This window comes from Holtiella tumoricola (genome assembly GCF_027857615.1).
GTDB classification, from domain to species: domain Bacteria; phylum Bacillota; class Clostridia; order Lachnospirales; family Cellulosilyticaceae; genus Holtiella; species Holtiella tumoricola.
This window is the reverse complement of record NZ_JAQIFT010000065.1, coordinates 32,195-54,555: the sequence shown is the minus strand read 5'-3', so window position 1 is coordinate 54,555 and position 22,361 is coordinate 32,195. Positions and strand designations below refer to the sequence as shown.

Here is a 22,361-nt window from a genome sequence, read left to right as displayed (position 1 = left end):
AAGAAAGAAAGAAAGAAAGAAAGAAAGAAAGAAAGAGGTAAATGGTAGGGATAGAGGGGTTAGCCTTGCCGGGGGCATCTAATGGCTAACCCCTTCTAAAATATTTAGAAGAAGCCGTAGGAGCGTGTATTCCAAGGTGTACTTAACAAAAGAGAAGCAGTTGTAAGGTATGTATAGAAAAAGGAGGCATGATATGTTAAGTACGTGGATGCAACATCTAGCAAATGGTATTTCGTTAGGAAGTTTATATGCCTTAATTGCCATTGGTTATACAATGGTTTATGGGATTTTGAGATTAATTAATTTTGCTCATGGTGATATTTTTATGATGTCAGCTTACTTTGCTTTTTTCGGTATTACTGTTTTTCATGTTCCTTGGTACATAGCTATTATACTGGTTGTAATATGTACAGTAATACTTGGTGCTTTAGTAGAAAAAGCAGCTTATAGGCCTTTAAGGGATGCACCTAAGTCTTCTATTTTGATTTCTGCCATAGGAGTATCCTTCTTCTTAGAGAACTTAGCGACCTTCTTGTTTTCAGGTAAGCCCAAAGCTTTTCCCGAGTTTACGTTTATGACCACACCTATAGCAATAGGTGGTGTAAGTATTCAACCGTTGATGATCGTTGTACCTATAGTGACCTTAGTTTTATTAGGGCTATTATTACTTATTATTAATAAGACCAAGTTAGGAATGGCAATGCGTGCAGTATCTAAAGATTATGAGATTGCAAAGGTTATGGGGATAGAGATTAATAAAGTTATTGGAGCAACCTTTGCTATAGGATCAGGGCTTGCAGCTATTGGTGCTATCTTATGGGGGATGAAATATCCACAAGTTCAGCCAATGATGGGGGTTATGCCTGGGCTTAAATGCTTTATAGCAGCCGTTATTGGTGGTATTGGTAATGTGAAAGGAGCTGTTATTGGTGGTTTTATATTAGGACTTGTAGAAGTCCTTTTAGTTGCTTGTTTTACCAGTTTAACAGGATATAGAGATGCTATTGCCTTTGTACTTCTTATCATTATTTTACTTGTAAGGCCTAGTGGTTTAATGGGTGAGAAAGTTATAGAGAAGGTGTAAAAGATGACGAAGAAGAAAAAAATGATGCTCACTTTAGGGGCGATAATCGTGCTGGGCATCTTCGTTGCATTGGGCAATATCTTTTTTGATAGCTATTTAAAACGTATTCTTAACTTATGTGCCATCTACACCATACTTGGGTTATCTATGAACTTGATTAATGGATTTACAGGGCTTTTTTCACTAGGTCAAGCAGGCTTTATGGCCATTGGTGCTTATTGTGTAGGGATTTTTACAGTACCCTTAGCAGAACGTGAAATGGTTTATTACTTAGAACCGATGCATCCAGCTATTGCCAACATTCAACTTCCTTTTGTAGTGGCTTTGCTACTTGGAGGACTTGTAGCAGCCTTTTTTGCCTTTTTAATAGGGGCACCAGTGCTTAGGTTAAAAGGGGATTACCTAGCGATTGCTACATTGGGCTTTTCAGAGATTATACGTATTGTATTTACTAACTTACAGACGATTACAAATGGTGCATTAGGGATTAAAAATATCCCAACCATTACAAGTATGTGGTGGACATTTGGGATTATGCTGCTTTTTATTATCTTCATGTTCTTACTCATTCGTTCTAGTTATGGCAGAGCGTTTAAATCTATAAGGGAAGATGAAGTAGCAGCAGAAGCTATGGGCATCTCTCTTTTTAAGCACAAGATGCTCTCTTTTATTATTAGTGGATTTATGGCAGGTATTGGTGGTGGGTTATTTGCGGCATTACTTGGAACAGTAGATCCAAAGCAATTTTATTTCACCCTTACTTACAACTTCTTATTGATTATTGTATTAGGGGGAATGGGAAGTATTTCAGGAACAGTTATTTCAGCTTTTCTTGTAACAGCAGGGCTAGAATGGTTAAGGTTCTTAGATGAGCCAGCAACCTTATTTGGTGTTAGCATTCCTCTCTTTAGGCCAGGACTTAGAATGGTTGTCTTCTCTGTTATCTTAATGTTGGTTGTACTGTATTATCGTAAGGGAATCATGGGGCAAAATGAATTTACTTGGGAAGGCATCGCTTCTTTCTTTAAAAACTTAAAGACAAAATTTAATAAGAAAAAACAAAAGGAGGGGTGCTAATGGATGTTTTAAACCTTAGTCAGATTATGATGCAATTTGGTGGTGTTGTAGCTATAGATGGACTTGATTTAGAAGTACATGAAGGTGAGATCGTTGCACTTATTGGGCCCAATGGTGCAGGGAAAACAACGGTTTTTAACGTAGTGACGGGTGTTTATGAACCAACACAGGGAAAGGTTCAGTTTAAAGGGCAAGACATCACAGGCATGCGGGTAGACCGTATTACAAGAAAGGGGATTGCACGTACCTTTCAAAACATTCGTCTATTTAAAGAAATGACAGTATTTGAAAATGTGCTTATTCCTCAGCATATGAATTTACAAAATAACTTCTTTAGCACAGTATTTAGAACAGGCAAGGCAAGGAAAGAAGAAGAGGGGATGAAGGAGCAAGCCCTTGAGTTACTAAAAACAGTTGGCTTATTAGAGGTGAAAGATGAAAAGGCAAGTAGTTTGCCTTATGGGCAGCAGCGTCACTTAGAGATTGCCAGGGCTTTAGCGACCAAACCACAGCTTTTACTTTTAGATGAGCCAGCAGCAGGGATGAACCCTCAAGAAACGTTGGAACTGACTCAGTTTATTAAGCGTATTCGAGATACCTTTCACTTAACAGTTTTTATGATTGAGCATCATATGGATTTAGTTATGGAAATATCAGATCGTATTTATGTTTTAGACTTTGGAAAGTTAATTGCAAGAGGAACTGCAGAGGAGATTCAACAAAATGAACGGGTTATAGAGGCTTACTTGGGGGTGAGTGAAGATGCTGAAAATCAGTGATTTAAAAGTAAGTTATGGAGGCATAGAAGCTGTTAAAGGGGTAAGTCTAGAAGTTCCAAAGAACCATATTGTCACACTGATAGGTGCTAATGGCGCAGGGAAAAGTACCATTCTAAGATCTATTATGGGGCTGGTAAAAGCAGACTCGGGTGATATTTTATTAGATGGGCAAAGCATTATGGGGGTAAGTACTAATCAAATTGTGAGTAGTGGTATCTCACTTGTACCAGAGGGAAGACGTATCTTTCCGAACTTAACGGTATTAGAAAATATTAAGATTGGTGCCTATCTTCGTAAAGATGATTTAGCATCAGATATAGAGTGGGTTTATAACCTCTTTCCTATTTTAAAGTCAAGGCATTGGCAGATGGCAGGAACTCTTTCAGGTGGGGAACAACAAATGTTAGCTGTGGCACGCGCGCTCATGTCTAAGCCTAAAGTGCTTATGATGGATGAACCGTCCCTCGGATTAGCACCTTTAGTTATTCGAGATATCTTTGAGATTATCAAGACCATTCATCAAGAGGGGATGACCATCTTACTCATAGAGCAAAATGCCAACCTAGCCTTAAAATGTGCAGACTATGGTTATGTTTTAGAAACAGGAAATATTATTTTAGAAGGAACAGGGATAGGATTGCTTCATAATGAAAAGATTCAAGAAGCTTATTTAGGCAAGAAAAAATAGCAAGATAACGAAATAAAAAACAGACCTACAAGAATGGGGGTGATCAGCCCGCTTGTAGGTCTTTGTTCGTCTCGAATTATGTATCGAGAGGATAGGATGTAGTCTTGAAGAAATTATACCCGATTAGCTCATATCAGAGTACAACAATGAGTATACGGGTAGGATGTAAAAACTAAAGGTAAAGTATGTTAAAAGTATGTTAAACAATACAATAAGATTGTAATTTATGCTTGAGGATAAAAAATAGAAGTGAATAACTTATGGATTAAAATGTAAAATAATAAAAAGGTTTACAAATGATTTTTAATATAATATAATTATACAATAAATTAATGAATTGGAGGAAAGTAGAGGATGAGTAGAATACTATACTGCTAATTTGATACAGAAGTATCATTAGCAAAGGACACCAAAATATCAAAAAGAATTTAACAAAATTACTTTGAGGCCTTAGTATAGGTTTGTTTCCTATGCTTAAAGGTGTGTTCTTTGATGCAGATAGTATATATTCAGTTAAACTCTACTTTTCTATAGATAGAGTTAGTCTAGAGCGTGTGAACCAGAGATAGGGCAACTGTTTATTCCAGTTAAGGAATGATCGTGTATAACAGATGCTAGTGGTAAACATAGTAGGCTAAGTGAGGCTATAGGAAGTAGTATTTCCTATAGCCTATTTTTGTGCGTTTAAATGTTTAGATATATAATCTATTTGCAACGAAGAGCCCTTGTAATTTCTAGGAGGGTTTATGAAAACATTATTATTAAAGAGAAAATGGGAATTTATTATTTATATGATTGCAAGCTGCTTCTTTATAGTAAGTGACTTATTGATCATGGGGCTTTCAGGCTATATTATGGATGCACTAGAGCAAGGAAGTATGGAACTTTTTATGACACGTATTGGCTACGGTGTCATTATTGTACTGATTGGCGCTGGGCTTTACTTATCTTCTAGATTCTTACGTATTGGGTATATGCGTAAAGTCCTTTTGGATATACGAGCAGAAGCCTTTGGTACAGTACTTAAAATGAGTCCAAAACAATTTGGCAAGGTATCGAAAGAAAATTATGTTTCAAGATTGACCAATGATGTGAATTTAATTGAGGAGAAGTTCTTTATCAGTTTGCTTAATCTGATTTCAGGATTTGGTATGTATATCATTGGATTAATTATTATTTCATGTTATGAGCCAGTTCTTGCAGGGGGATTATTCCTTGTATCTATGATTTGCTATGGGGTTTGTACACTCTTTTTAAAGCGTACCCAGAAGTTACAAGAAGCTGTATCAGAAGGGAATGAAGCCCTAACCCTTAATATGAGTAATACCTTTAACGGGCTAGAGATTATTAAGCTTGGAAATATGGAAGATAAGTTCTTAGAGAAAAATAAAAAAGAAATCTCAAGAGCGGAGGCAAGAAAGCAAGCCTTTAATAACTATTCAGAGATACAACAAAATGTATTGATCTTTGTGGGATACTTTGTCATGGCAGGGGTCATCTTCTACTTAGGAGGGAAGATAGGAGGCGGCTTAGGCTTTGGTATCGCAGTTTTCTTATTTCAACTCAGTACTCAAATTATCTTCCGTGTGATGGATAGTCTGCCATTAGTCAATGTCATGCGTTCTTCTATTAAAATTTATGAGAAGTTGACCTGTTTAGAGGTCTCACAAGAAGAAACAAAGTCAAATGCTTTTCGGTTTGATCGTACCATTGAGCTCAAAGATGTGTGCTTTGGTTATGAAGGGCGTAAGCTATTAGACCATACTAACATGACTCTAGAAAAGGGGAAAAAGTATTTAATTAAAGGAGCTAGTGGAGCAGGTAAGTCTACATTGCTTCATCTCTTACAAATGTTGAATGAAGACTACACAGGAAGTATTAAAGTAGATGGTATAGACTATAGAACCATTGATGAAAGAAGCTTTAATGAAAAAGTAGCAGTTATTGATCAAGATATCTTCTTATTTGAGGACACTATACGTAATAACATCAATCTTTATCGTGAGACAGATGAAACCTTTATGCAAGAGGCTATAAAAGGGGCAGGGCTAGAAAGTCTTATAGCAGAGCTTGAAAAAGGCTTAGAGACACCGCTTCTTGAAAATGGCAAGAATCTATCAGGCGGGCAAAGACAGCGTATTGCTATTGCACGTGCCATTGTAAAGGATGCAGAAATCCTCTTTATAGATGAGGGGACAGCAAGTTTAAATGAAGCATTAGGAAGAGAGATAGAGAAGGTATTCTTAAATCTACCCCAAACGGTCATTGCTATCAGTCATCGTTATTATGAAGGAATAAGTGAAGGCTATGACTATGTTCTAGAATTACAGGCGGGTAGATTGAACCAATATGATGCTAAAGATTATTTTGAGGGGGTGAGCGTATGCTAAAACGCTTAACAAAAGTATGGCCGTATTTATTGATGGCTGTAGGATTTACTTTAGTACTAGGGTTATTAGAAGGTTATGTAATGATTCAGCTTATGGGGCTTTTTGATTTAGCTTTAGGAAAGCAAATGGAGCAATTTACAACGGAGAGTATGAGAGTGATGAGACTTGCACTGACGTTGGTACCTATTGCTATTATTGTAACTTGTACAAAGAATCTTTATAAACGAAAAGCCAATGAGTTGATGAAGGATTATTATTTAGAAAAGGTTTATGCTAAAAATATTAGTGAGTTCTATTCAGAGAACAACGCCAAGTATTTATCTGCATTAACCAATGATTTTAATACGTTAGAGCAAAAGTTCATCAATCCTGTATATTCAATTATAGATGGGGGCGCTGTCTTTATCGCAGGGATGTGGATGATCTTTACGGTTAATCCAAAGCTTGTATCATTAGGACTTGTACTTGTAGTGATTAATACAGGACTTACCTTTTTACTTCAAAAGCCTATTACCAAGCAAACCACTGCAAGAAGTGATTTATTTGAAGGGTATACAGGGTATATCAAAGAGGTATTATCAGCCTTCCACATTATTCGTAATAACAATTTACAAGAGCGTATTCAAAATAACTTTGATGAAAAAAGTGAGACCGTTCAGCATAGAGGGTACTTGATTGATCGTCTACTCTCCTATGTGTATTGTATGCAAAACACGGTATCTAATTTTATGATATTAGGTGTCATGGGTGTCGCAGGTTATCTGGCTTTACAAGGGGAAGGTACCATAGGTGGTGTGCTCCTTATTGTAGAAGGGATGTTTAGAATACTTGGGCCAATGATGATGATTAGTGAAGCTATGCCACAAATTGCTACAGTAGGAGGCATCATTAAGAAAATAGAAGCTACACTTACAAATCATGAAGAGACTAAAGAGGAAATAGAGCATTGTGAACTGGGTAAAGGCATTAGTATAGAAGGAGTATCCTTTGGTTATGAAAAGGAACAGCTAATCTTAGAAGATGTGAATGTAGCCTTTAGAACAGGAGAAAAATATCTTATCATCGGGCCAAGTGGAGGTGGTAAGTCTACTTTATTAAAGCTGCTACGCAAATACTTTAATCCAATAGAAGGTACCATTTGGATGGGGGATACACCTCTTAGTTCTATTAAAAAAGAGGCTTATTTTAAACAAATTAGTAACATCGATCAAAAAGTCTTTATTTTTGAAGATACCTTACGCAATAACTTAACGCTTTATAAAACCTATACAGATGAGGAAATCTTGGAGGCTTTAGAGAAGGCAGGGCTGGCCGACTTTGTAAATAATCATCCAGATGGATTAGAAAGAATGCTTTATGATGATGGGAAGAATGTCTCAGGGGGAGAGAAGAGCCGTATTGCTATAGCCCGTGCTCTACTTGAAAAGGCAGATTTAATTTTATTAGATGAAGCCTTTTCAGCTTTAGATCCAGCAAAAGCTAAAGAAATTGAAAAGAGTCTCTTAGATTTAGAGGGTGTAACCATCATCCATGTTACACATGTACTTTTCAAAGAGCATGAAAAGGACTACAATGAAATCTATATGGTAAAGAATAAGCAAGTTTATCCTTACCCAAAGCATGCGAAACAAGCAAGTTAATTAACTGACTGAGGCGATTTTATTTATGACAGTTTCGTAAGAAACTTATAGGTTCTTTTGTAAGCTTTTGGATGTAGAATAAGGATTAAAAGGGAAAAAGGATTTGATTTTTGATGATAGCTTGCGAAGAAGAGAGAAAGATGTTCTTTGTAGGCTATCATATTAATCATAGAGAGATTGATACACAGATGAGGAGCAATGAAAGTGACTAAAAAAAGTAAAATGCATCTGGTGATTATTGGGTTAAGTATGTATATGTGTGGAACTATTTTTAGTTTGAGCTATAGTCCGGAAGAACAAGTAATCCCCATGAAGTACAAAGATGAAACAATAGAGAATCAATACATAGATGAACTCCCACTACATAGTTATGATTGGACATATTTAGAAGAACATAATGACAAGAAGCAGTACAATTATAGCAATATAAAAGCAAAGCTAGGCATTGATGTATCTAAATATCAAGGTGAGATTGATTGGAAACAAGTAAAGGATGAAAATATTGATTTTGCCATCTTACGAGTAGGCTATAGAGGCTACGAGACAGGTAATATTAAAGAAGATCCAACCTTTACTTATAATGTTACTTCAGCGAATAAAGTAGGTTTAGATGTAGGTGTTTATTTCTTCTCACAAGCTATTTCACCAGAAGAAGCAAAAGAAGAGGCAGCATTTGTATTACAACAAATCAAGAAACATGATGTGACCTATCCAGTAGTCTTTGACTTAGAGTTTATTGAAGGGAATGACCGTATTAGTCATTTAACAAAAGATGAGATTACAGAGATTACAAAGGCATTTTGTGAAGAGATTGAACAAGTAGGATACCAAGTTATGATCTATGGAAATAGACACTGGTTACAAGATGTCATTGAATTAGGTGACCTTAGTACATATGATATCTGGTTAGCAGAGTATAGAGAAGAACCAAGTTACCCCTATGAATTTAAAATGTGGCAGTATACCGATAATGGTAGTGTGGCAGGCATATCAGGTGGTGTAGATATGAATCTATGGTTTGATGAAATAAGTGAAGTACAATAAAAGTTAATAAAAACAATACAAGCCAACCTAAGAGTACCCTCCCCCTTAAAACGGGTAGACTTAGGTTGGCTTGTATTGTTGTGTGGCAAGGACTATTGACTATAAGAAGAAAGCACTTGTTCAAAGGAATGGAAGATTTAAGGTAGAGGATAGAGTAGGGACTATTGATGATGGTGTACTGAGTAGGGGTTCCGTAGGTGAAAGAGCTATTGCCATAGTTATCACTGCAGGTTGCCTAGTCAGTTAGCCATAAGCAAAGTACCCGAATCGTGCCTATAGTTAAATCGTATATTCAATTAAACGTGGCTTAGAAGAAACAAGTCAATAGAGATATATGTACTAGATTAGATGATTGCCACCAACATTCAATCTAGTCCCAAGAAAAAGCTTGTCCATCTTTAGAAGGGGGAGACTAAAAACTTTCAAACCGATTCTTAGTAGTATCGTTAAAAGTTCTGCCTAGGATTGAGATCTTTAACGATGCTATAACAAAGTTATACACCCAATGCCTAGCCGAGTGCAATTGACAAGATACATAAAGATTCAAATGTCTATAAATGAAAAAATATAAAATATCTTGTCGTTTTTATCTGTAAATAAAAAAAGTGAATTTCTACGAAATTGATTTAAAATTGTGCTAAGTTTATAATTAATGAGAATAGATGGGGACTAAACTATACAGAGTAAATAGAAAAAGTTTAACTGCTTTTTTGTGCACTATGCCATTACCAAGCAATACTTTAAGAGAAAATACCTAAATAAAACTAATAATGATAGGTATAGGTAAGATACAAGGCATGTTATAATAAGAAAAAACGGCACTTAGGAGAGACACATGAAAATAGAAATCGTATGCGTAGGCAAACTTAAAGAAAAATATTTAGTACAAGCGATAGATGAATACAGCAAAAGACTGAGCAGATACTGCAAACTTAACATTATAGAATTAACAGATGAAAAAACACCAGACAACGCTTCAGAAAAAGAAGAACTCCAAATTAAAGACAAAGAAGGGGACAAGATTCTTGCACAAATTAAAGATACAGCTTATGTGATCACACTAGACCTAGGGGGTAAGATGGTAACATCAGAAGGCTTTGCGCAGATGCTAGCAAACTGTGGGGTACAAGGCAACAGCCACATCGTATTTGTTATCGGCGGATCACTTGGGCTTTCAGATAAAGTCCTAAAAAGAACAAATGATAGCTTATCCTTCTCAAAAATGACATTTCCACATCAACTTTTTAGAGTCATGTTAGTGGAACAAATTTATAGAGGGTATCGAATTAATAACGGTGAACCGTATCATAAATAAATGTGCCCCTTTTTAGATTTAATGAGTGTAGAAAATAATAGTGGTTAATAGTAGTGAGATGTAAAAAGAGTTGCATTGATGGGGCATAGATCGTAGCACACAGCAAAATTATTATCCATGATAAGAGTTGAATAGTAAAATTATAAATATTTACACAAGTTTATCCAGATGCTAAACTAATTGTAAAATAGAGGGTTCTTACGGTTAGGAGTAAAAATAAATAAAAAGTAGCAAATCATAACCTGAGGTTTATGTCTGTAATAGAAAGGATGATTATCATAATGAAGGATTTAAAAGTAATATTTATGGGTACACCTGATTTTAGTGTAAATATACTTAATAGCTTAATTTATCATACTAATGTAATAGGAGTAGTAACTAAACCAGATAAATTAGTTGGTAGAAAACAAATATTGACAGAACCAGCTGTAAAGAAGGTGGCACTTGAAAACAATATAAACGTAATACAACCAACTAAAATAAGAGAAGAATATCAAAGTATAATCGATTTAAATCCTGATGTCATTATAACTTGTGCATATGGTCAATTTCTCCCAAAGGAGGTATTAGACTATCCTAAATATGGTTGTATTAATGTTCATGCATCACTTCTTCCTAAATTAAGAGGAGGTGCACCTATTCATAGAGCGATTATTGATGGATATACGACTACGGGTATTACCATCATGCATATGGGTGAAAAAATGGATAATGGTGATATCATAAGTCAAAAAAGTATTGAAATAGAAGATACTGATAATGTAGGGATATTGCATAATAAATTAAGCCTATTAGGTGCAGAACTATTAATAGAAACATTACCGAGTATTATCAATGGACAAGCAAATAGAATCGTCCAAAATGAAGATGAAGTAACATTTGGTTATAATATATCCAGAGAAGATGAACATATCGATTTTAATAAAACAAAAATGGAAGTATTTAACAAAATAAGAGGGCTTAATCCCTGGCCAGTAGCACATGCTATTTTAGCGGATGAAGAAATAAAAATATACGAAGCGATTATAGGTGAAGAGAACTATAATGAAAAATTAAATGGTGAAATATGTAAATTATACAAGGATGGAATAGGCATTAAAGTATCTGATGGAGAAATTATTTTAAAAATAATAAAACCTTCAGGGAGTAAAAAGATGAGCGTAAAAGATTATTTTAACGGATTTAAAGAGAAAAACACTCTAATTGGTAAGGTATTCAAGTAATTTATGAATAGTTCACTTTCTTATGGATAATCTAACATTTAAACTTACAATTAGTTAGTCGTTTGAGTCAGATAGTTCTAGTACAATTTTAAAAATAATATGCTATAAGAGAGTTTATTTTTAAGAAAATCTTATTATAATATAAGTATATAAAAGAAATGCTCAGTAGCTGGTAATTACTAAGCATTCCTAAAGTGAGACGTTTATTTTATTTTAGGACTATTGGAAATAATTATAGTAGAATAATCTTAAAAAGAGAAAGAGCATACCTATTCTTGGTCGGATGGAGTGCTCTTTTCTTTTGTATTAATTTCTAGTTGAAACCCTTTAAGGGTTATACTAAATTTTAGAGGGCTTAAAAATACAACATGTCTAAAAGAAAGATTAATTAGCATTATAATTATGGCTCCTATTACAGATATCATTAGTATAGACATTCCAATACTACCCCCTTTGTGCCATGATGAAAGATTCACCAGTAGCCCAAGGAGGAGAAAACGACTAAAACCTCCGTAGCCATCCATCTACGGTTAGATTAAGTTTTTTATTTAAAAGGATAATGATAACATAACATTTTTTTTCATTTAAAATTTAATCAAATAGAGAGCCCTTTAATAAATTAATTATAGTTAAACTGTAAATAAGTATGTTTTATCCAAAATTATATGTAATTTAACTGAACTAAATACTAAACTATAGTTAATACAACAATATATTGATTATAATTTAGTATTTTCGTATAATTTGAAGGTTTTGAAATTATAATCTAGTTATGTGTACATCTTTTCTTGGGACAGTTCTTTTATAATGTACTTTTGGGTAACCAATCACCATACATGCAACTAATTCTTCACTATCATCTATTTGTAGAAACTTACCTATTTCAGGATTAAAGTTTACAGCCCTTAATAAGAATCCGCTAAAATATGTTCCAAGTCCTAAAGCATTTATCATAAGTTCCATTTTTGATGCTGCTAAAGCTCCATTTACAATGTTTTTTGATTTTACTACTATCAATAGAGGAGCCTTAGAGAATAGTTTATCTTCTCCATCAGGATTCTCTACAAAGTTTTTATACATAGTTTTCCACATATTAGCATACATCTTAATTTGGGGAGCCGTAGTTTCATCATCCAACAAATTATCAGCTTGGTTATTTAAAGTCTGTAGCACTATTTTTCTAAGATCTTGTATTTTATCTTCTACAACCACATATGAAACATCTTGTAAATTTCCACTAGTTTGAGTAAATTTGCCTGCTTCAAGTATTTTATCTATCTTTTCTTCTTCAATATCTTTGTTTGAAAATAACCTAACACTTCTTCTAAATTTCATAAAATTCATTAACACATCTGGATTTACTGAAAATTCTTCAATGTTGTATTCTTTTACTTCACTCATTGAATAATCTTTTTCATCATCACATGATATAGCCCTTACAGGGCAAATTGCAATACAATGTCCACACTTTACACAAGTTTTATTTTTTACATGAGACTTTCCATCAATCATTTCTATATCATTTACTGGACAATCTTGTTTGCATAAAGTGCAACCTATACACTTATCAGTATTTACAATCATTATAAAATACCTCCTTATATATCTTGGTGTTTATAATTATAGTTATTAAACTATAGTTTAAGTCAAGTATTTTAAAAGGAAAATCTATACTAATTATTTTGTCTACTTTCAAGGTTTAAATTTATTTTCTCGATATAGCTTTTTAGTATTTTTCTTTGTTTTTCTAATTTGCTTCGATGTTCCATTAAAATATTTATTGCTAATTGATTATTTCTACTATCTGATAGAATATCTAAATTAGTACGAATTTCTTTGACTGACATTCCTATATTTCTTAAACACCGAATTAAATTTAGTAGTTCTATATCTTTTTTTGAAAATACTCTTATATTATTTTTATCTCGCTTAAATCCAGGTAATAATCCTTCTTTTTCATAATATCTTATTTTTGATTGAGATATATTAGTTATTTCAGAGACTTCTTTTATTTTATATTCCATAAAATGTACTCCTCATAGTTAATATTAATTTTAATCATTATAACTTATCTTATAGAGTTTATAAAAGTGATTTGTCATGAAATGAAGATAAGTAGATTTAAAATTAATAGTAGTATTATGAGTTAGAAAACTATTTGTTAAAAAATACTTAAAACAAATAGTTTTTAGAAATAACAAGGTTTATAAAATTATAAGAATACCAATAAATTTTCGTAAAAAACTGTTACTTTGAAAGCAGAGGGAGAGCCAATACCATTTGAAATAGTGAATGAAGTCATGCAAAGGAAAACTACCTACAAATTCAATAGAAAGATATATTGCAAAAGAAGTTTATGATAAATCCATAGGAGAGAGTGTGTTTAGAAGAATTACACCAATAGTTAATATTCTAATTTGGGCAGAAATATGTAAAAATGGAAGAGGTAGACTAATATTAAAATAAAAATGTGCTCTGTAGAGTACGTTACGGAGAACCTTACTATAAAAAATGCTATGTTTTTTAAACCAATGAATATAAGACAGAAGATAGAAAGTAGATCGAAAACAATATCCTAATAATTATGAGTGTTTTGTGGCATATTTAATAAGAGACTAAGTGTGAAAGATTAATGATACCTTACAGTCTTGATGAAAGAATTTTTCAGATAAAGGAAGTAAAAAGATGAAAGCTCAAGATTATATTAATCAATATTTACCGCAAATTAATGAAGCGACTGATGAAGCACAGCTCAAAGACATCTGTTCTAGTGTATTTTTAGCTTTTTTAGATGATACAGCTGAGCTTGTCAAATCTAGGAATGCAGTTGAGGATGAAGCCATTATCAGTGTACTTAATGAAGAGGGAGATAAATGGAGTAAATTCTGTAGGATAATGAATCAGCAGCAAGAAGTAGTCAAATTTAATGAAGATATGTTTTTAGACTACTGGAGAGAACGATTAGATTTAGAGTAATTTTTAATTTCAATTTTAAATACTATAATTGAAATTAATGGTCCATTGACATTAATATATGATTCTATAAAGAAAAGGAATTAACCAACATAAGATATAAATATTAAAAAAATTATATCTTATATCAATAATTAAATACCTAAGATATAAATAATCTTGTTAAAAAGCTTTTTCTTAGTTTGGATGATCACTATCTAATTCAAACCAAGAAAAAGCTTTTTATTTGTGTAAAAGTGAAATGAATTATTCTGGAAACCATGTTTTCTGAAGGGTTTGTTTTACTAGATTGAAATGTTCTTCACCTATAGATGTCTTTATATCTTGCTCAAACTTTTCTTTTATAGTGAGTGTTTCTTGGCGGAATAGTATTCCTTTTTGAGTTAGTGTAAGGACTTTATTTTTACAGTTACCTTCTAGGATTTCTGATTTAATGTAGCCCTTAGAGATCAGGCCTTGCACACACTTATGAGCACCTTGACGTGAGATGTCAATAATTCGCGCTAGTTGTGCTACAGTCATAGGACTTCTTTCTACTAGAGCCAGGATGTAAGATTCTGTATCTGTTAAATAGTGATTTCCTTGTTCTACCCAAGTATCTCTTACCATTTTACGAAGTTGGGCATGCTTTTCACTTATCAAGTCAATGATGTTTAAATTTTCAAAATATGATTGCATAGGGAACTCCTTTTATATTATTAAGTTTAGACCTAGTTTACTATATCTTTATTATATCCATTTTAAGTTATAAGTAAATGTTGATGTAAATTAAGTTGACATTATTAATATTGTGATGATATTATGAATAATGTTAACCAGGTTTACAATATAAAAATTAAATAATAAGGTTAAATGGAATGAGAAGCCATTAAAGTTCAAAAAGAAAAAGAGGAAATAAAGATGAGCAAAGTAGAAAATAAAATTTCACAGCAATTAGCTAGTGAACCTGTAAAAAAACTTATGCTAAAGTTTTCAATACCATGTATTATATCGCTACTTGTAAGTGCATTATATAATATAGTGGATCAAATCTTCATTGGTCAGGGGGTTGGCTATTTTGGAACGGCAGCAACGAGCGTAGCTTTCCCGTTGACAGTTATTGCACTTGCAATTGCATTAATGATAGGAGATGGGGCTGGAGCCTTCTTTAGTTTAAAAATAGGGGAGAAAGATACTAAGAGCACAGAACTTATTGTAGGAAATGCCATAACGATGTTTGCTGCTTCAGGTATTGTACTTGCTCTTATTAGTAGTCTATTCCTGAAACAAATTTTAGGAATGTTTGGTGCAACAGAAGCTGTTATGCCATATGCAATGGATTATACAAGAATTATAGCTATTGGACTACCTGTTGCTATGTTTAGTACTGGATTTAATTCGATTATACGTGGAGATGGAAATCCTAAGTTTGCAATGATTTCTATGCTATGTGGTGCTCTAATTAATACAGTACTTGATCCCATATTTATTTTTACATTCGACATGGGTGTAAAAGGTGCAGCTTATGCAACGATTATTGGTCAGCTTGTTAGTACAATACTTGGTATCTTATATATTAAGAAATTCAATAATATTAAATTTAAATTTAAGTTTTTAAAACCTAACTTTAACATTTGTAAAACGACTTTAACATATGGCATATCTAGTTTTATAACACAAGCGGCTATTGCTATAGTAGCTATTGCTACAAATAATGTGTTAACAAAATATGGAGCGGCATCTGTATATGGTAGCGAAATTCCTTTATCCATATTTGGAATTGTAACTAAAGTGAATCAAATTATGCTGTCTGTATTATTAGGGATAGCTGTTGGTGCTCAACCAATATTAGGATTTAACTATGGAGCTAAAAAAATGGGCCGTGTAAAAGAAACGGTTAAAATAGCTTTAACAGGAGCAGTTATTGTATCTACTTTAGGATTAATCTGCTTTGAATTTTTCCCTCAACAAATCGTTAATTTATTTGGAGCAGGGGATGCAATGTATAATGAATTCGGAGTTATGTACTTCCGCATCTTCTTAGCAGGATGTATATTAAATGCTATCCAAATTGTTTGTATAATATTCTTCCAAGCTATAGGGCAACCAATGCAATCAGGCATACTATCGCTTTCAAGACAAATTATTTTCTATTTACCAGGGCTATTTATATTACCAATAGTAATGGGAATAAAAGGAGCAATTTACGCAGCACCTATAGCAGATATATTAGCATTTATATTAGCTATGATATTAATGAGCATGAAGTGGAAGCAAATAAATGCACTAGAAGATAAAGAGGAAAGTAAATTAAGTAAAGTAGCTTAAAGATTAAAAAAGGTATTATAATATTGATATTTAGGGAAAGGGCTCATCGCTTTTATGAAGCATTTTGTATGTAAGGATGTGGAGGTTCTTCTGAATTACTACAAGATTTATTACGTGAAAAATGGGAATGATTTAATGTTAGAAATGGAGTTATTAGCTTCAGAAAAAACATTAAAAGAGACCTATAAAGAAGATCCTATTGGTATAGGGTATGGGCTAAGAAATGCAATGCATAATATTTGTTATGCACTTGTAAATGGAACGAATATGTATTAATGACGTAGAATAATAAATAGGCTGGTGGCATGAATTAGGGCTACCAGCCTTATTTATTTCAAGAAAAATGGACGATTCAAGATATAGAAACATTGAGAGTCTAGTTTCTTTTCAAAATTACAGCAGCATTTTTATACATGAAGTAGCAGAGACTTAAGCTCATCAAAATTAGAAATCTCATAAGTAGGTGTGATTGAAGTATTATTTACAATCTTATTAGGGTTATACCAACAGGTATCTATACCAAAGTTTATTCCACCTTGTATATCAGAACTTAAACTATCTCCTACGATTAAGACTTTACTTTTATCAAAGAAATTCATATGTTTTAAAGTATGTTCAAAAATTTTAGGATCAGGTTTTGAAACTAATAGTTCTTCAGAGATTACTACAGTCTCAAAATGTTTTGCTATAGTAGATTTTCTGATCCTTTTATCTTGCACTAAAGTAAGGCCATTAGTGATTATAGCAAGTCTGTAAGACTTATTTAGCGTTTCTATAAGCTCCATACTATCATCATATAAAAAGGATGCATCCGCTAAATATTCCATATATAAATTTGCAAAGTTAGTTTCATCAAAACTTATCTCTAATTTATCTGATAATCTTTTAAATCTTTCTATTTTTAATTTTTCTTGGGTAATAAGCCCTTGTTCAAATTCTTTCCATAGAGCTGTATTTATTTCTTTATAAATTTTCAAATGATAATTCTCATCATAGTCTATATTAAACTTAAGCATTGTATTTTTAAATGCTTCACTTTCAGATTTTTTGAAATCATATAAGGTTTCATCTGCATCAAATAATATAACTTCATATTTCATAATATGTCCTCCAAATTTTATATAAATAATATAATGATTAAGTAATTTACGTAGTTTTTGTTTATACTTTTTATCAGATTTTGTATGAAGTACAATACCTATTTAAAATAACACACATCCTACCACCTGTCCTATATAAAAATATTAAAGTATAGGTAATCTATAATTATACGTACATATATTCAAAGTTATCTGTTCTCTTTACAATGTGATATAAATAAAATACTATATTTATAAAAATTCTGATATGACATTAGTCATGTTAGAAGTAGCTATGAAATGAGTTTTTGATAGGGATACCTTTTAATATACTTAGAGAATTATCTAAGAATGCTTATGTAAAGCCACTTTAGAATATAAGTTCTAAATTTTAATAAGGTTATTGAAATCGTATAATAAAAGTAGAGTAGAAATTTGCAAAAAAAGTTGGGGGCTAGAAAATGTTCATTTATCTAATGATGATAGATACGGAAGAAGAGAAAAGTAAGTTTGAAAAAATTTATTTTAATTATAGGCAGCTTATGTTTCATATAGCCAATGATATTTTAAATGATGAATACTTAGCAGAAGATGCAGTACATAAGTCATTTATAAAAATAATGAAGCATTTGAATAAAATTAATGATGTAGAGTGTCCTAAAACAAAAGGATTTATCGTTATAGTAGTCAAGCATACAGCCATTGATTTATATAGAAAGAGAAAAAGAGAAAATACAGTTCAAATTAATGAAGAAACATTAATAGAGCATGGGGGTACGACTGTTGAGCAAGAGGTTATCGATAAAGTAGAAAATCCACTAACAGCTGCAATCTTATCCTTACCACATCATTACTCAGAAATTATATTATTGAAATATAGTCATCATTATACAGATAAACAAATAGCAAACTTATTAGGTTTATCAGAAGAGAATGTAAGAAAAAGATTACAACGCGCAAAGAGAAAATTAAAGGAATTTTTAAAGGAGGTGGGATAATGGATGAAATAGATGACTTAGATATGATAAAAGCAGCCAGAGAAGCAGAAACGATTATTGTAGAGCAGCTTGAAAATAAAGATAAAGAAGATCATAGATTTACAGAAGCATTTGAAGAAAAAATATATACATTAATTAAGAGTGAAAAATGTAATAAATCTTCTGGATTAGCTAGAAAAATAGGTATTGCTATTTTAATAGTAAGTATTGTAGGAAGTTTAAGTATGAGTGTAGAGGCAGTTAGAGTAAGAGTTATAGAGTTGATTACGGATGTATTTGAAAAGTTTACAAGCATTTCATATCAAAAGCATGAGGGTAAATATGGTGGAGATATACAAGAAAGTTATTTGCCACAGTACCTTCCAGAAGGCTTTGAAATGACTGATCAAGAACAAATTTTTAATGATGTACATATTACCTATCAGAATAAATTAGGTGAGGAGATTTTATTGAGACAGATAGAAATAAATACTAATAATATGATTATAGATACTGAGGGCACTACGATAGAAAAGCTTATTTTAGAGGATAGAGAAATTTATTATTATGAGAATAAAGGTATAAAAAATCTAATGTGGATACAAGAAGGGTATCAATTTATGCTGTCATCAGAAATAGAAAAAAGGGAGCTTATAAAAGTAAGTTTAAGTATAAAATAAAAAAATAAATTTTTTAAAGAAAAGTGTCCCTAATTATCCTTTTTATTCGTTATATGGATATATGACAAATGAAGGAGGTAATTTATATGATATAAAATATAAGTCTAAAGTATTTAAGATAGATATAATTCCTTCATGAATTATATAGATATATTAATAGAGATTTATCTGGAAATTAAATTAGTAAGATAATAAAAATAATAAGGGGATTTTATAAAGCTAATTAAAAGGGAAAATAGTATGGTAGAATATATTTGGCAGTTAATTAATGTATTATTTTTGATATATATTATAATTTTATTAATTAAGAGATTTACAAGGTTCAGATAGATGTTAAAAACAAAATAATTCAATAGCTTAATAAGGTTGAAAATAATGAACTTATAAGATAAAACAGACCGCCTATACTCATAAGGGTATAGGCGGTCTGTTTTTGTATAGGATATGAAATGATGGTTATAGTAATGGAAAAGATAATTTTTAGTTTTTATACTCAGGAGGTTAAAGATGAAAGTTTTATATCATGTAGATTCTGAATCAAAATGGCATATGGTGCTAGAAAATGTAAAGAATATGTTGAAGTATGGTAAAGAAAATAATACAACATTTGAAATTGAAATAGTTGCTAATGGAATTGCTGTAGTTGGTCTAATTCAAGAGGTTGCAGAAAAGTCAAAGTGGTATTTAGAAATGGATGAATTATATAAAGAAAATGTTGTATTTGCAGTATGTAATAATGCTTTAAAAAAATTTAATCCTGGTCAGCAACCACTTTGTGCATTTGCAACAGTAGTACCAGCAGGGGTAGTAGAAATTGCTAAAAAGCATGAAGAAGGCTATGCTTATATCAAGTCTTAATAAAGGGAGGTGATAATATGGAAAGTAAATTTCTAACACTAATACAAATGAATGATGTTCATGGATATATATCACCTCATCCTGAAGTATTCTTTGGACCTCAAAATCTTGAAGTTAAAGAGGCAGGCGGATATGCAAGGATTAAAAGTCTAGTAGACCAGATCAGAAGAGAGAAGAAAAATAGTCTTTTTCTTGACTGTGGAGATACTTTTCATGGAACATTCATCACAACACAAACACATGGAAATGCCATTGTTCCAATTCTAAATGAGATGGGATTAGATGCAATGACTGCTCACTGGGATTTTGCATATACACCTTCAAAGCTTCGTGATTTAGTATATGAACTAAATTATCCATTGCTAGCAGCAAATGTATATCGCTATGATACAAAACAACGTGTATTTGATCCTTATATAATTAAAGAAATAGATGGAATGAAGATTGGTATTTTTGGTATGGCTTGTCAGCATGTTGTACAAGGATTTCCACAAAAATTTTCACAAGGGATTTATATGTCACCCGAATATAAGGAAGCACCAATTATTGCAGCTCAACTGAGAAATAAGCATAAATGTGATATTGTAGTTATGTTATCACATCTTGGTATGCCAACAGATTATGAAATTATATCAAAGACGACAGGGATTGATATATGCATAAGCGGACACACCCATAATAGATTGAATGCCCCAATTAAGGTTGGAAATGCCCTATTAATTCAATCAGGATGTCATGGCTCTTTTATAGGAGAATTAGATGTTGAGATAATAAATGGCAGAATCATTGACTATCAACATAAACTCATACCTGTAACTGCTGATATACCAGAAGATGAAAGAATAGGCAGGTTAGTTATGGAGGCTTATAAGCCTTATAAAAAGCAGTTAGATCAAGTCGTTGGGAAAACCAATAGCTTACTTTGTAGAGATTATTCACTTGAATCTACTATGGATAATTTCTTATTACATTCTATATCATATGCTACAGGACGAAAAATTTGCTTTTCACATGGATGGAGATATGGTGCACCCATTCCCCCAGGTAATATTACAGAGAATAACTTATATAATATAGTCCCAATGAATCCTAAAATTATTAATGTGGATTTGAAAGGTTATGAAATTGTAGAGATGTTAGAAGATAACATTAATCATACTTATTCTAGAAATCCTTTTGGACAGATTGGGGGATATTTACCTAGAGCAATAGGAATAAAAGCTTATATAAAAATTGAAAACCCTCATCACTATCGTATCCAGAAGTTATTTGCTGAAGGAAGACCATTAGAGGCAGATACAATGTATCAATGTAGTTATATAACAGAACAAGGTGTCCCACAACATTATGGAACTAACCGAGAAAAGTTAAATATTACTGCTATTGAGGCCATGAAAAGTTATTTAGCTGAAAAAGGTAACATAGAAGAATCTTATTTGGGAACATTTACAGTTATTTAAGAAATAAATGATGTTATGGTGTCGTGTAATTAGGACAATAGAATGATTACACGGCATTTTTTAGTGAAAAATTATTTTAGGATTATCAAAGTCATTATAATGAGAAGTAGGGCATTAAAACTTATCAATAATACCAATAAGTTGTTTGACTAATATTTCTTTTGGCATCTGCATATCAGTTGATACCCACCAAGAGATTGTATGAATAAAAGCACCTATCATAAAGGATGCAAGTACTTCAGGACTAGCAGGAAAGACAGCACCGTGCTTTATATCTTCTTTTAGATTTTCTTCAAGGATCTTAGTGGTCTGCTGAGTAAGTAAACTAAGTAAAGGGGCAGATACACTATTCTTGAAAATAGATTTAACCAGAGCTTCATTGTGAGAGATAAAATCAAGGGTATAATGTATGAGCTTAATATAGTGATATTTAGAACGCTGATGAGTAAGAAGATCAGGGTTTTTTTCATAAAATTGGTTTTCTAAGCATTTAATCATAAACACAAAGAACTCATATTTATCTGCGAAGTGTTTATAAAAGGTAGCACGACGAATGGTAGCAAGTTCGCATAATTCTTGAATAGTGATATCGTCAAAACTCTTTTTTTCTAAAAGCTGTATGAAAGCTGTTGCTAATGCAGTATAAGTCTTATAAACTCTTAAATCCATTTTCTTTTCCATGGTAGACCTCTTTCGGAGACACTTTCTAGTAAAGTGTAAAATAAGTGGCAAAAAGGTGATATTGAGCCTTTTTGTAATAATTGAAGTTTATTATAATTTACAAATA

The 22,361-nt window shown here is 32.2% G+C and carries 23 protein-coding genes; 18 read left to right on the top strand and 5 right to left on the bottom strand.

Going from position 1 to position 22,361, the window contains the following annotated elements:
* Positions 1 to 193: 193 nt before the first annotated feature.
* The 10 genes from PBV87_RS18995 to fmt all read left to right on the top strand — a co-directional run bounded on the left by PBV87_RS18995 (position 194) and on the right by fmt (position 11,240).
* Entirely contained in the window at positions 194 to 1,084 is an 891-nt protein-coding gene (locus tag PBV87_RS18995; protein WP_271013377.1) for a branched-chain amino acid ABC transporter permease, read from the top strand.
* Positions 1,085 to 1,087: 3 nt separating this feature from the next.
* Positions 1,088 to 2,161, top strand: a complete 1,074-nt coding sequence (locus tag PBV87_RS18990; RefSeq protein ID WP_271013376.1) for a branched-chain amino acid ABC transporter permease — start codon at positions 1,088 to 1,090, stop codon at positions 2,159 to 2,161.
* Positions 2,161 to 2,940, top strand: a complete 780-nt coding sequence (locus tag PBV87_RS18985) for an ABC transporter ATP-binding protein (RefSeq protein WP_271013375.1) — start codon at positions 2,161 to 2,163, stop codon at positions 2,938 to 2,940. Before PBV87_RS18990 ends, PBV87_RS18985 begins: the two co-directional genes overlap by 1 nt.
* Complete coding sequence (locus PBV87_RS18980) at positions 2,924 to 3,628, top strand: ABC transporter ATP-binding protein (protein ID WP_271013374.1); 705 nt, start codon at positions 2,924 to 2,926, stop codon at positions 3,626 to 3,628. The genes PBV87_RS18985 and PBV87_RS18980 overlap by 17 nt, the downstream gene beginning before the upstream one ends.
* A 746-nt stretch (positions 3,629 to 4,374) precedes the next feature.
* On the top strand, positions 4,375 to 6,018 hold the full coding sequence (locus tag PBV87_RS18975; protein WP_271013373.1) for an ABC transporter ATP-binding protein: 1,644 nt from the start codon (positions 4,375 to 4,377) through the stop codon (positions 6,016 to 6,018).
* A complete protein-coding gene (locus tag PBV87_RS18970) occupies positions 6,012 to 7,658 on the top strand; it encodes an ABC transporter ATP-binding protein (RefSeq protein WP_271013372.1) in 1,647 nt (548 codons plus the stop codon). The genes PBV87_RS18975 and PBV87_RS18970 overlap by 7 nt, the downstream gene beginning before the upstream one ends.
* A gap of 204 nt (positions 7,659 to 7,862) precedes the next feature.
* Positions 7,863 to 8,702, top strand: coding sequence for a glycoside hydrolase family 25 protein (locus tag PBV87_RS18965; RefSeq protein WP_271013371.1), 840 nt, complete (start codon positions 7,863 to 7,865; stop codon positions 8,700 to 8,702).
* An 82-nt stretch (positions 8,703 to 8,784) separates the two neighbouring features.
* Complete coding sequence (locus tag PBV87_RS18960) at positions 8,785 to 8,949, top strand: hypothetical protein (protein ID WP_271013370.1); 165 nt, start codon at positions 8,785 to 8,787, stop codon at positions 8,947 to 8,949.
* Positions 8,950 to 9,537: 588 nt separating this feature from the next.
* Positions 9,538 to 10,017, top strand: coding sequence for a 23S rRNA (pseudouridine(1915)-N(3))-methyltransferase RlmH (gene rlmH / locus PBV87_RS18955; protein ID WP_271013369.1), 480 nt, complete (start codon positions 9,538 to 9,540; stop codon positions 10,015 to 10,017).
* Positions 10,018 to 10,298: 281 nt separating this feature from the next.
* A complete protein-coding gene (gene fmt, locus PBV87_RS18950; protein WP_271013368.1) occupies positions 10,299 to 11,240 on the top strand; it encodes a methionyl-tRNA formyltransferase in 942 nt (313 codons plus the stop codon).
* Positions 11,241 to 11,999: 759 nt separating this feature from the next.
* Here the strand turns inward: fmt and PBV87_RS18945 are convergent.
* Entirely contained in the window at positions 12,000 to 12,824 is an 825-nt protein-coding gene (locus PBV87_RS18945; protein WP_301335131.1) for a nitroreductase family protein, read from the bottom strand.
* Positions 12,825 to 12,913: 89 nt separating this feature from the next.
* Positions 12,914 to 13,264 (bottom strand): MerR family transcriptional regulator, encoded by a 351-nt coding sequence (locus tag PBV87_RS18940; RefSeq protein WP_053986085.1) that lies wholly within the window; start codon positions 13,262 to 13,264, stop codon positions 12,914 to 12,916.
* Between the two features lie 268 nt (positions 13,265 to 13,532).
* Between PBV87_RS18940 and PBV87_RS18935 the strand changes: the two genes are divergently transcribed.
* Positions 13,533 to 13,706 (top strand): hypothetical protein, encoded by a 174-nt coding sequence (locus PBV87_RS18935; RefSeq protein WP_271013367.1) that lies wholly within the window; start codon positions 13,533 to 13,535, stop codon positions 13,704 to 13,706.
* 219 nt (positions 13,707 to 13,925) lie between these two features.
* The gene (locus PBV87_RS18930) at positions 13,926 to 14,216 is read left to right on the top strand and encodes a hypothetical protein (protein WP_053986084.1); all 291 of its coding nucleotides are present in this window, start codon (positions 13,926 to 13,928) and stop codon (positions 14,214 to 14,216) included.
* A 243-nt stretch (positions 14,217 to 14,459) separates the two neighbouring features.
* Here the strand turns inward: PBV87_RS18930 and PBV87_RS18925 are convergent, their stop codons facing one another.
* Positions 14,460 to 14,891, bottom strand: a complete 432-nt coding sequence (locus tag PBV87_RS18925; RefSeq protein WP_053986083.1) for a MarR family winged helix-turn-helix transcriptional regulator — start codon at positions 14,889 to 14,891, stop codon at positions 14,460 to 14,462.
* Between the two features lie 222 nt (positions 14,892 to 15,113).
* Between PBV87_RS18925 and PBV87_RS18920 the strand changes: the two genes are divergently transcribed.
* Together PBV87_RS18920 and PBV87_RS18915 are read left to right on the top strand one after the other, a co-directional pair.
* On the top strand, positions 15,114 to 16,520 hold the full coding sequence (locus PBV87_RS18920) for an MATE family efflux transporter (protein ID WP_271013366.1): 1,407 nt from the start codon (positions 15,114 to 15,116) through the stop codon (positions 16,518 to 16,520).
* A 54-nt stretch (positions 16,521 to 16,574) separates the two neighbouring features.
* Positions 16,575 to 16,796 carry a hypothetical protein gene (locus PBV87_RS18915; protein ID WP_271013365.1) on the top strand — a complete coding sequence of 74 codons (222 nt, stop codon included), beginning with the start codon at positions 16,575 to 16,577 and terminating at the stop codon, positions 16,794 to 16,796.
* Positions 16,797 to 16,927: 131 nt separating this feature from the next.
* Here the strand turns inward: PBV87_RS18915 and PBV87_RS18910 are convergent, their stop codons facing one another.
* Positions 16,928 to 17,620 (bottom strand): YjjG family noncanonical pyrimidine nucleotidase, encoded by a 693-nt coding sequence (locus PBV87_RS18910; protein WP_271013364.1) that lies wholly within the window; start codon positions 17,618 to 17,620, stop codon positions 16,928 to 16,930.
* A 440-nt stretch (positions 17,621 to 18,060) separates the two neighbouring features.
* On the opposite strand from PBV87_RS18910, the gene PBV87_RS18905 reads away from it, so the two are divergent.
* The 4 genes from PBV87_RS18905 (at position 18,061) to PBV87_RS18890 (ending at position 21,574) form a co-directional block, all read left to right on the top strand.
* Positions 18,061 to 18,597, top strand: a complete 537-nt coding sequence (locus PBV87_RS18905) for an RNA polymerase sigma factor (RefSeq protein WP_271013363.1) — start codon at positions 18,061 to 18,063, stop codon at positions 18,595 to 18,597.
* Complete coding sequence (locus tag PBV87_RS18900) at positions 18,597 to 19,256, top strand: DUF4367 domain-containing protein (protein WP_271013362.1); 660 nt, start codon at positions 18,597 to 18,599, stop codon at positions 19,254 to 19,256. Before PBV87_RS18905 ends, PBV87_RS18900 begins: the two co-directional genes overlap by 1 nt.
* A 507-nt stretch (positions 19,257 to 19,763) precedes the next feature.
* Positions 19,764 to 20,114, top strand: a complete 351-nt coding sequence (locus PBV87_RS18895; protein ID WP_271013361.1) for a DsrE family protein — start codon at positions 19,764 to 19,766, stop codon at positions 20,112 to 20,114.
* 17 nt (positions 20,115 to 20,131) lie between these two features.
* Positions 20,132 to 21,574, top strand: coding sequence for a bifunctional metallophosphatase/5'-nucleotidase (locus PBV87_RS18890; RefSeq protein ID WP_271013360.1), 1,443 nt, complete (start codon positions 20,132 to 20,134; stop codon positions 21,572 to 21,574).
* A 114-nt stretch (positions 21,575 to 21,688) separates the two neighbouring features.
* Here the strand turns inward: PBV87_RS18890 and PBV87_RS18885 are convergent, their stop codons facing one another.
* The gene (locus PBV87_RS18885) at positions 21,689 to 22,255 is read right to left on the bottom strand and encodes a TetR/AcrR family transcriptional regulator (RefSeq protein ID WP_271013359.1); all 567 of its coding nucleotides are present in this window, start codon (positions 22,253 to 22,255) and stop codon (positions 21,689 to 21,691) included.
* Between the last annotated feature and the right edge of the window lie 106 nt (positions 22,256 to 22,361).

Bases quoted from the DNA above. Each gene is read 5' to 3' on its own strand.
- PBV87_RS18930 (WP_053986084.1), top strand. From the start codon at position 13,926: ATGAAAGCTCAAGATTATATTAATCAATATTTACCGCAAATTAATGAA.
- rlmH (WP_271013369.1), top strand. From the start codon at position 9,538: ATGAAAATAGAAATCGTATGCGTAGGCAAACTTAAAGAAAAATATTTA.
- PBV87_RS18940 (WP_053986085.1), bottom strand. From the start codon at position 13,264: ATGGAATATAAAATAAAAGAAGTCTCTGAAATAACTAATATATCTCAA.
- PBV87_RS18990 (WP_271013376.1), top strand. From the start codon at position 1,088: ATGACGAAGAAGAAAAAAATGATGCTCACTTTAGGGGCGATAATCGTG.
- PBV87_RS18900 (WP_271013362.1), top strand. From the start codon at position 18,597: ATGGATGAAATAGATGACTTAGATATGATAAAAGCAGCCAGAGAAGCA.
- PBV87_RS18985 (WP_271013375.1), top strand. From the start codon at position 2,161: ATGGATGTTTTAAACCTTAGTCAGATTATGATGCAATTTGGTGGTGTT.
- PBV87_RS18935 (WP_271013367.1), top strand. From the start codon at position 13,533: ATGAAGTCATGCAAAGGAAAACTACCTACAAATTCAATAGAAAGATAT.
- PBV87_RS18915 (WP_271013365.1), top strand. From the start codon at position 16,575: ATGAAGCATTTTGTATGTAAGGATGTGGAGGTTCTTCTGAATTACTAC.
- fmt (WP_271013368.1), top strand. From the start codon at position 10,299: ATGAAGGATTTAAAAGTAATATTTATGGGTACACCTGATTTTAGTGTA.
- PBV87_RS18995 (WP_271013377.1), top strand. From the start codon at position 194: ATGTTAAGTACGTGGATGCAACATCTAGCAAATGGTATTTCGTTAGGA.
- PBV87_RS18885 (WP_271013359.1), bottom strand. From the start codon at position 22,255: ATGGAAAAGAAAATGGATTTAAGAGTTTATAAGACTTATACTGCATTA.
- PBV87_RS18905 (WP_271013363.1), top strand. From the start codon at position 18,061: ATGTTCATTTATCTAATGATGATAGATACGGAAGAAGAGAAAAGTAAG.
- PBV87_RS18975 (WP_271013373.1), top strand. From the start codon at position 4,375: ATGAAAACATTATTATTAAAGAGAAAATGGGAATTTATTATTTATATG.
- PBV87_RS18920 (WP_271013366.1), top strand. From the start codon at position 15,114: ATGAGCAAAGTAGAAAATAAAATTTCACAGCAATTAGCTAGTGAACCT.
- PBV87_RS18970 (WP_271013372.1), top strand. From the start codon at position 6,012: ATGCTAAAACGCTTAACAAAAGTATGGCCGTATTTATTGATGGCTGTA.
- PBV87_RS18910 (WP_271013364.1), bottom strand. From the start codon at position 17,620: ATGAAATATGAAGTTATATTATTTGATGCAGATGAAACCTTATATGAT.
- PBV87_RS18980 (WP_271013374.1), top strand. From the start codon at position 2,924: ATGCTGAAAATCAGTGATTTAAAAGTAAGTTATGGAGGCATAGAAGCT.
- PBV87_RS18895 (WP_271013361.1), top strand. From the start codon at position 19,764: ATGAAAGTTTTATATCATGTAGATTCTGAATCAAAATGGCATATGGTG.
- PBV87_RS18945 (WP_301335131.1), bottom strand. From the start codon at position 12,824: ATGATTGTAAATACTGATAAGTGTATAGGTTGCACTTTATGCAAACAA.
- PBV87_RS18925 (WP_053986083.1), bottom strand. From the start codon at position 14,891: ATGCAATCATATTTTGAAAATTTAAACATCATTGACTTGATAAGTGAA.
- PBV87_RS18890 (WP_271013360.1), top strand. From the start codon at position 20,132: ATGGAAAGTAAATTTCTAACACTAATACAAATGAATGATGTTCATGGA.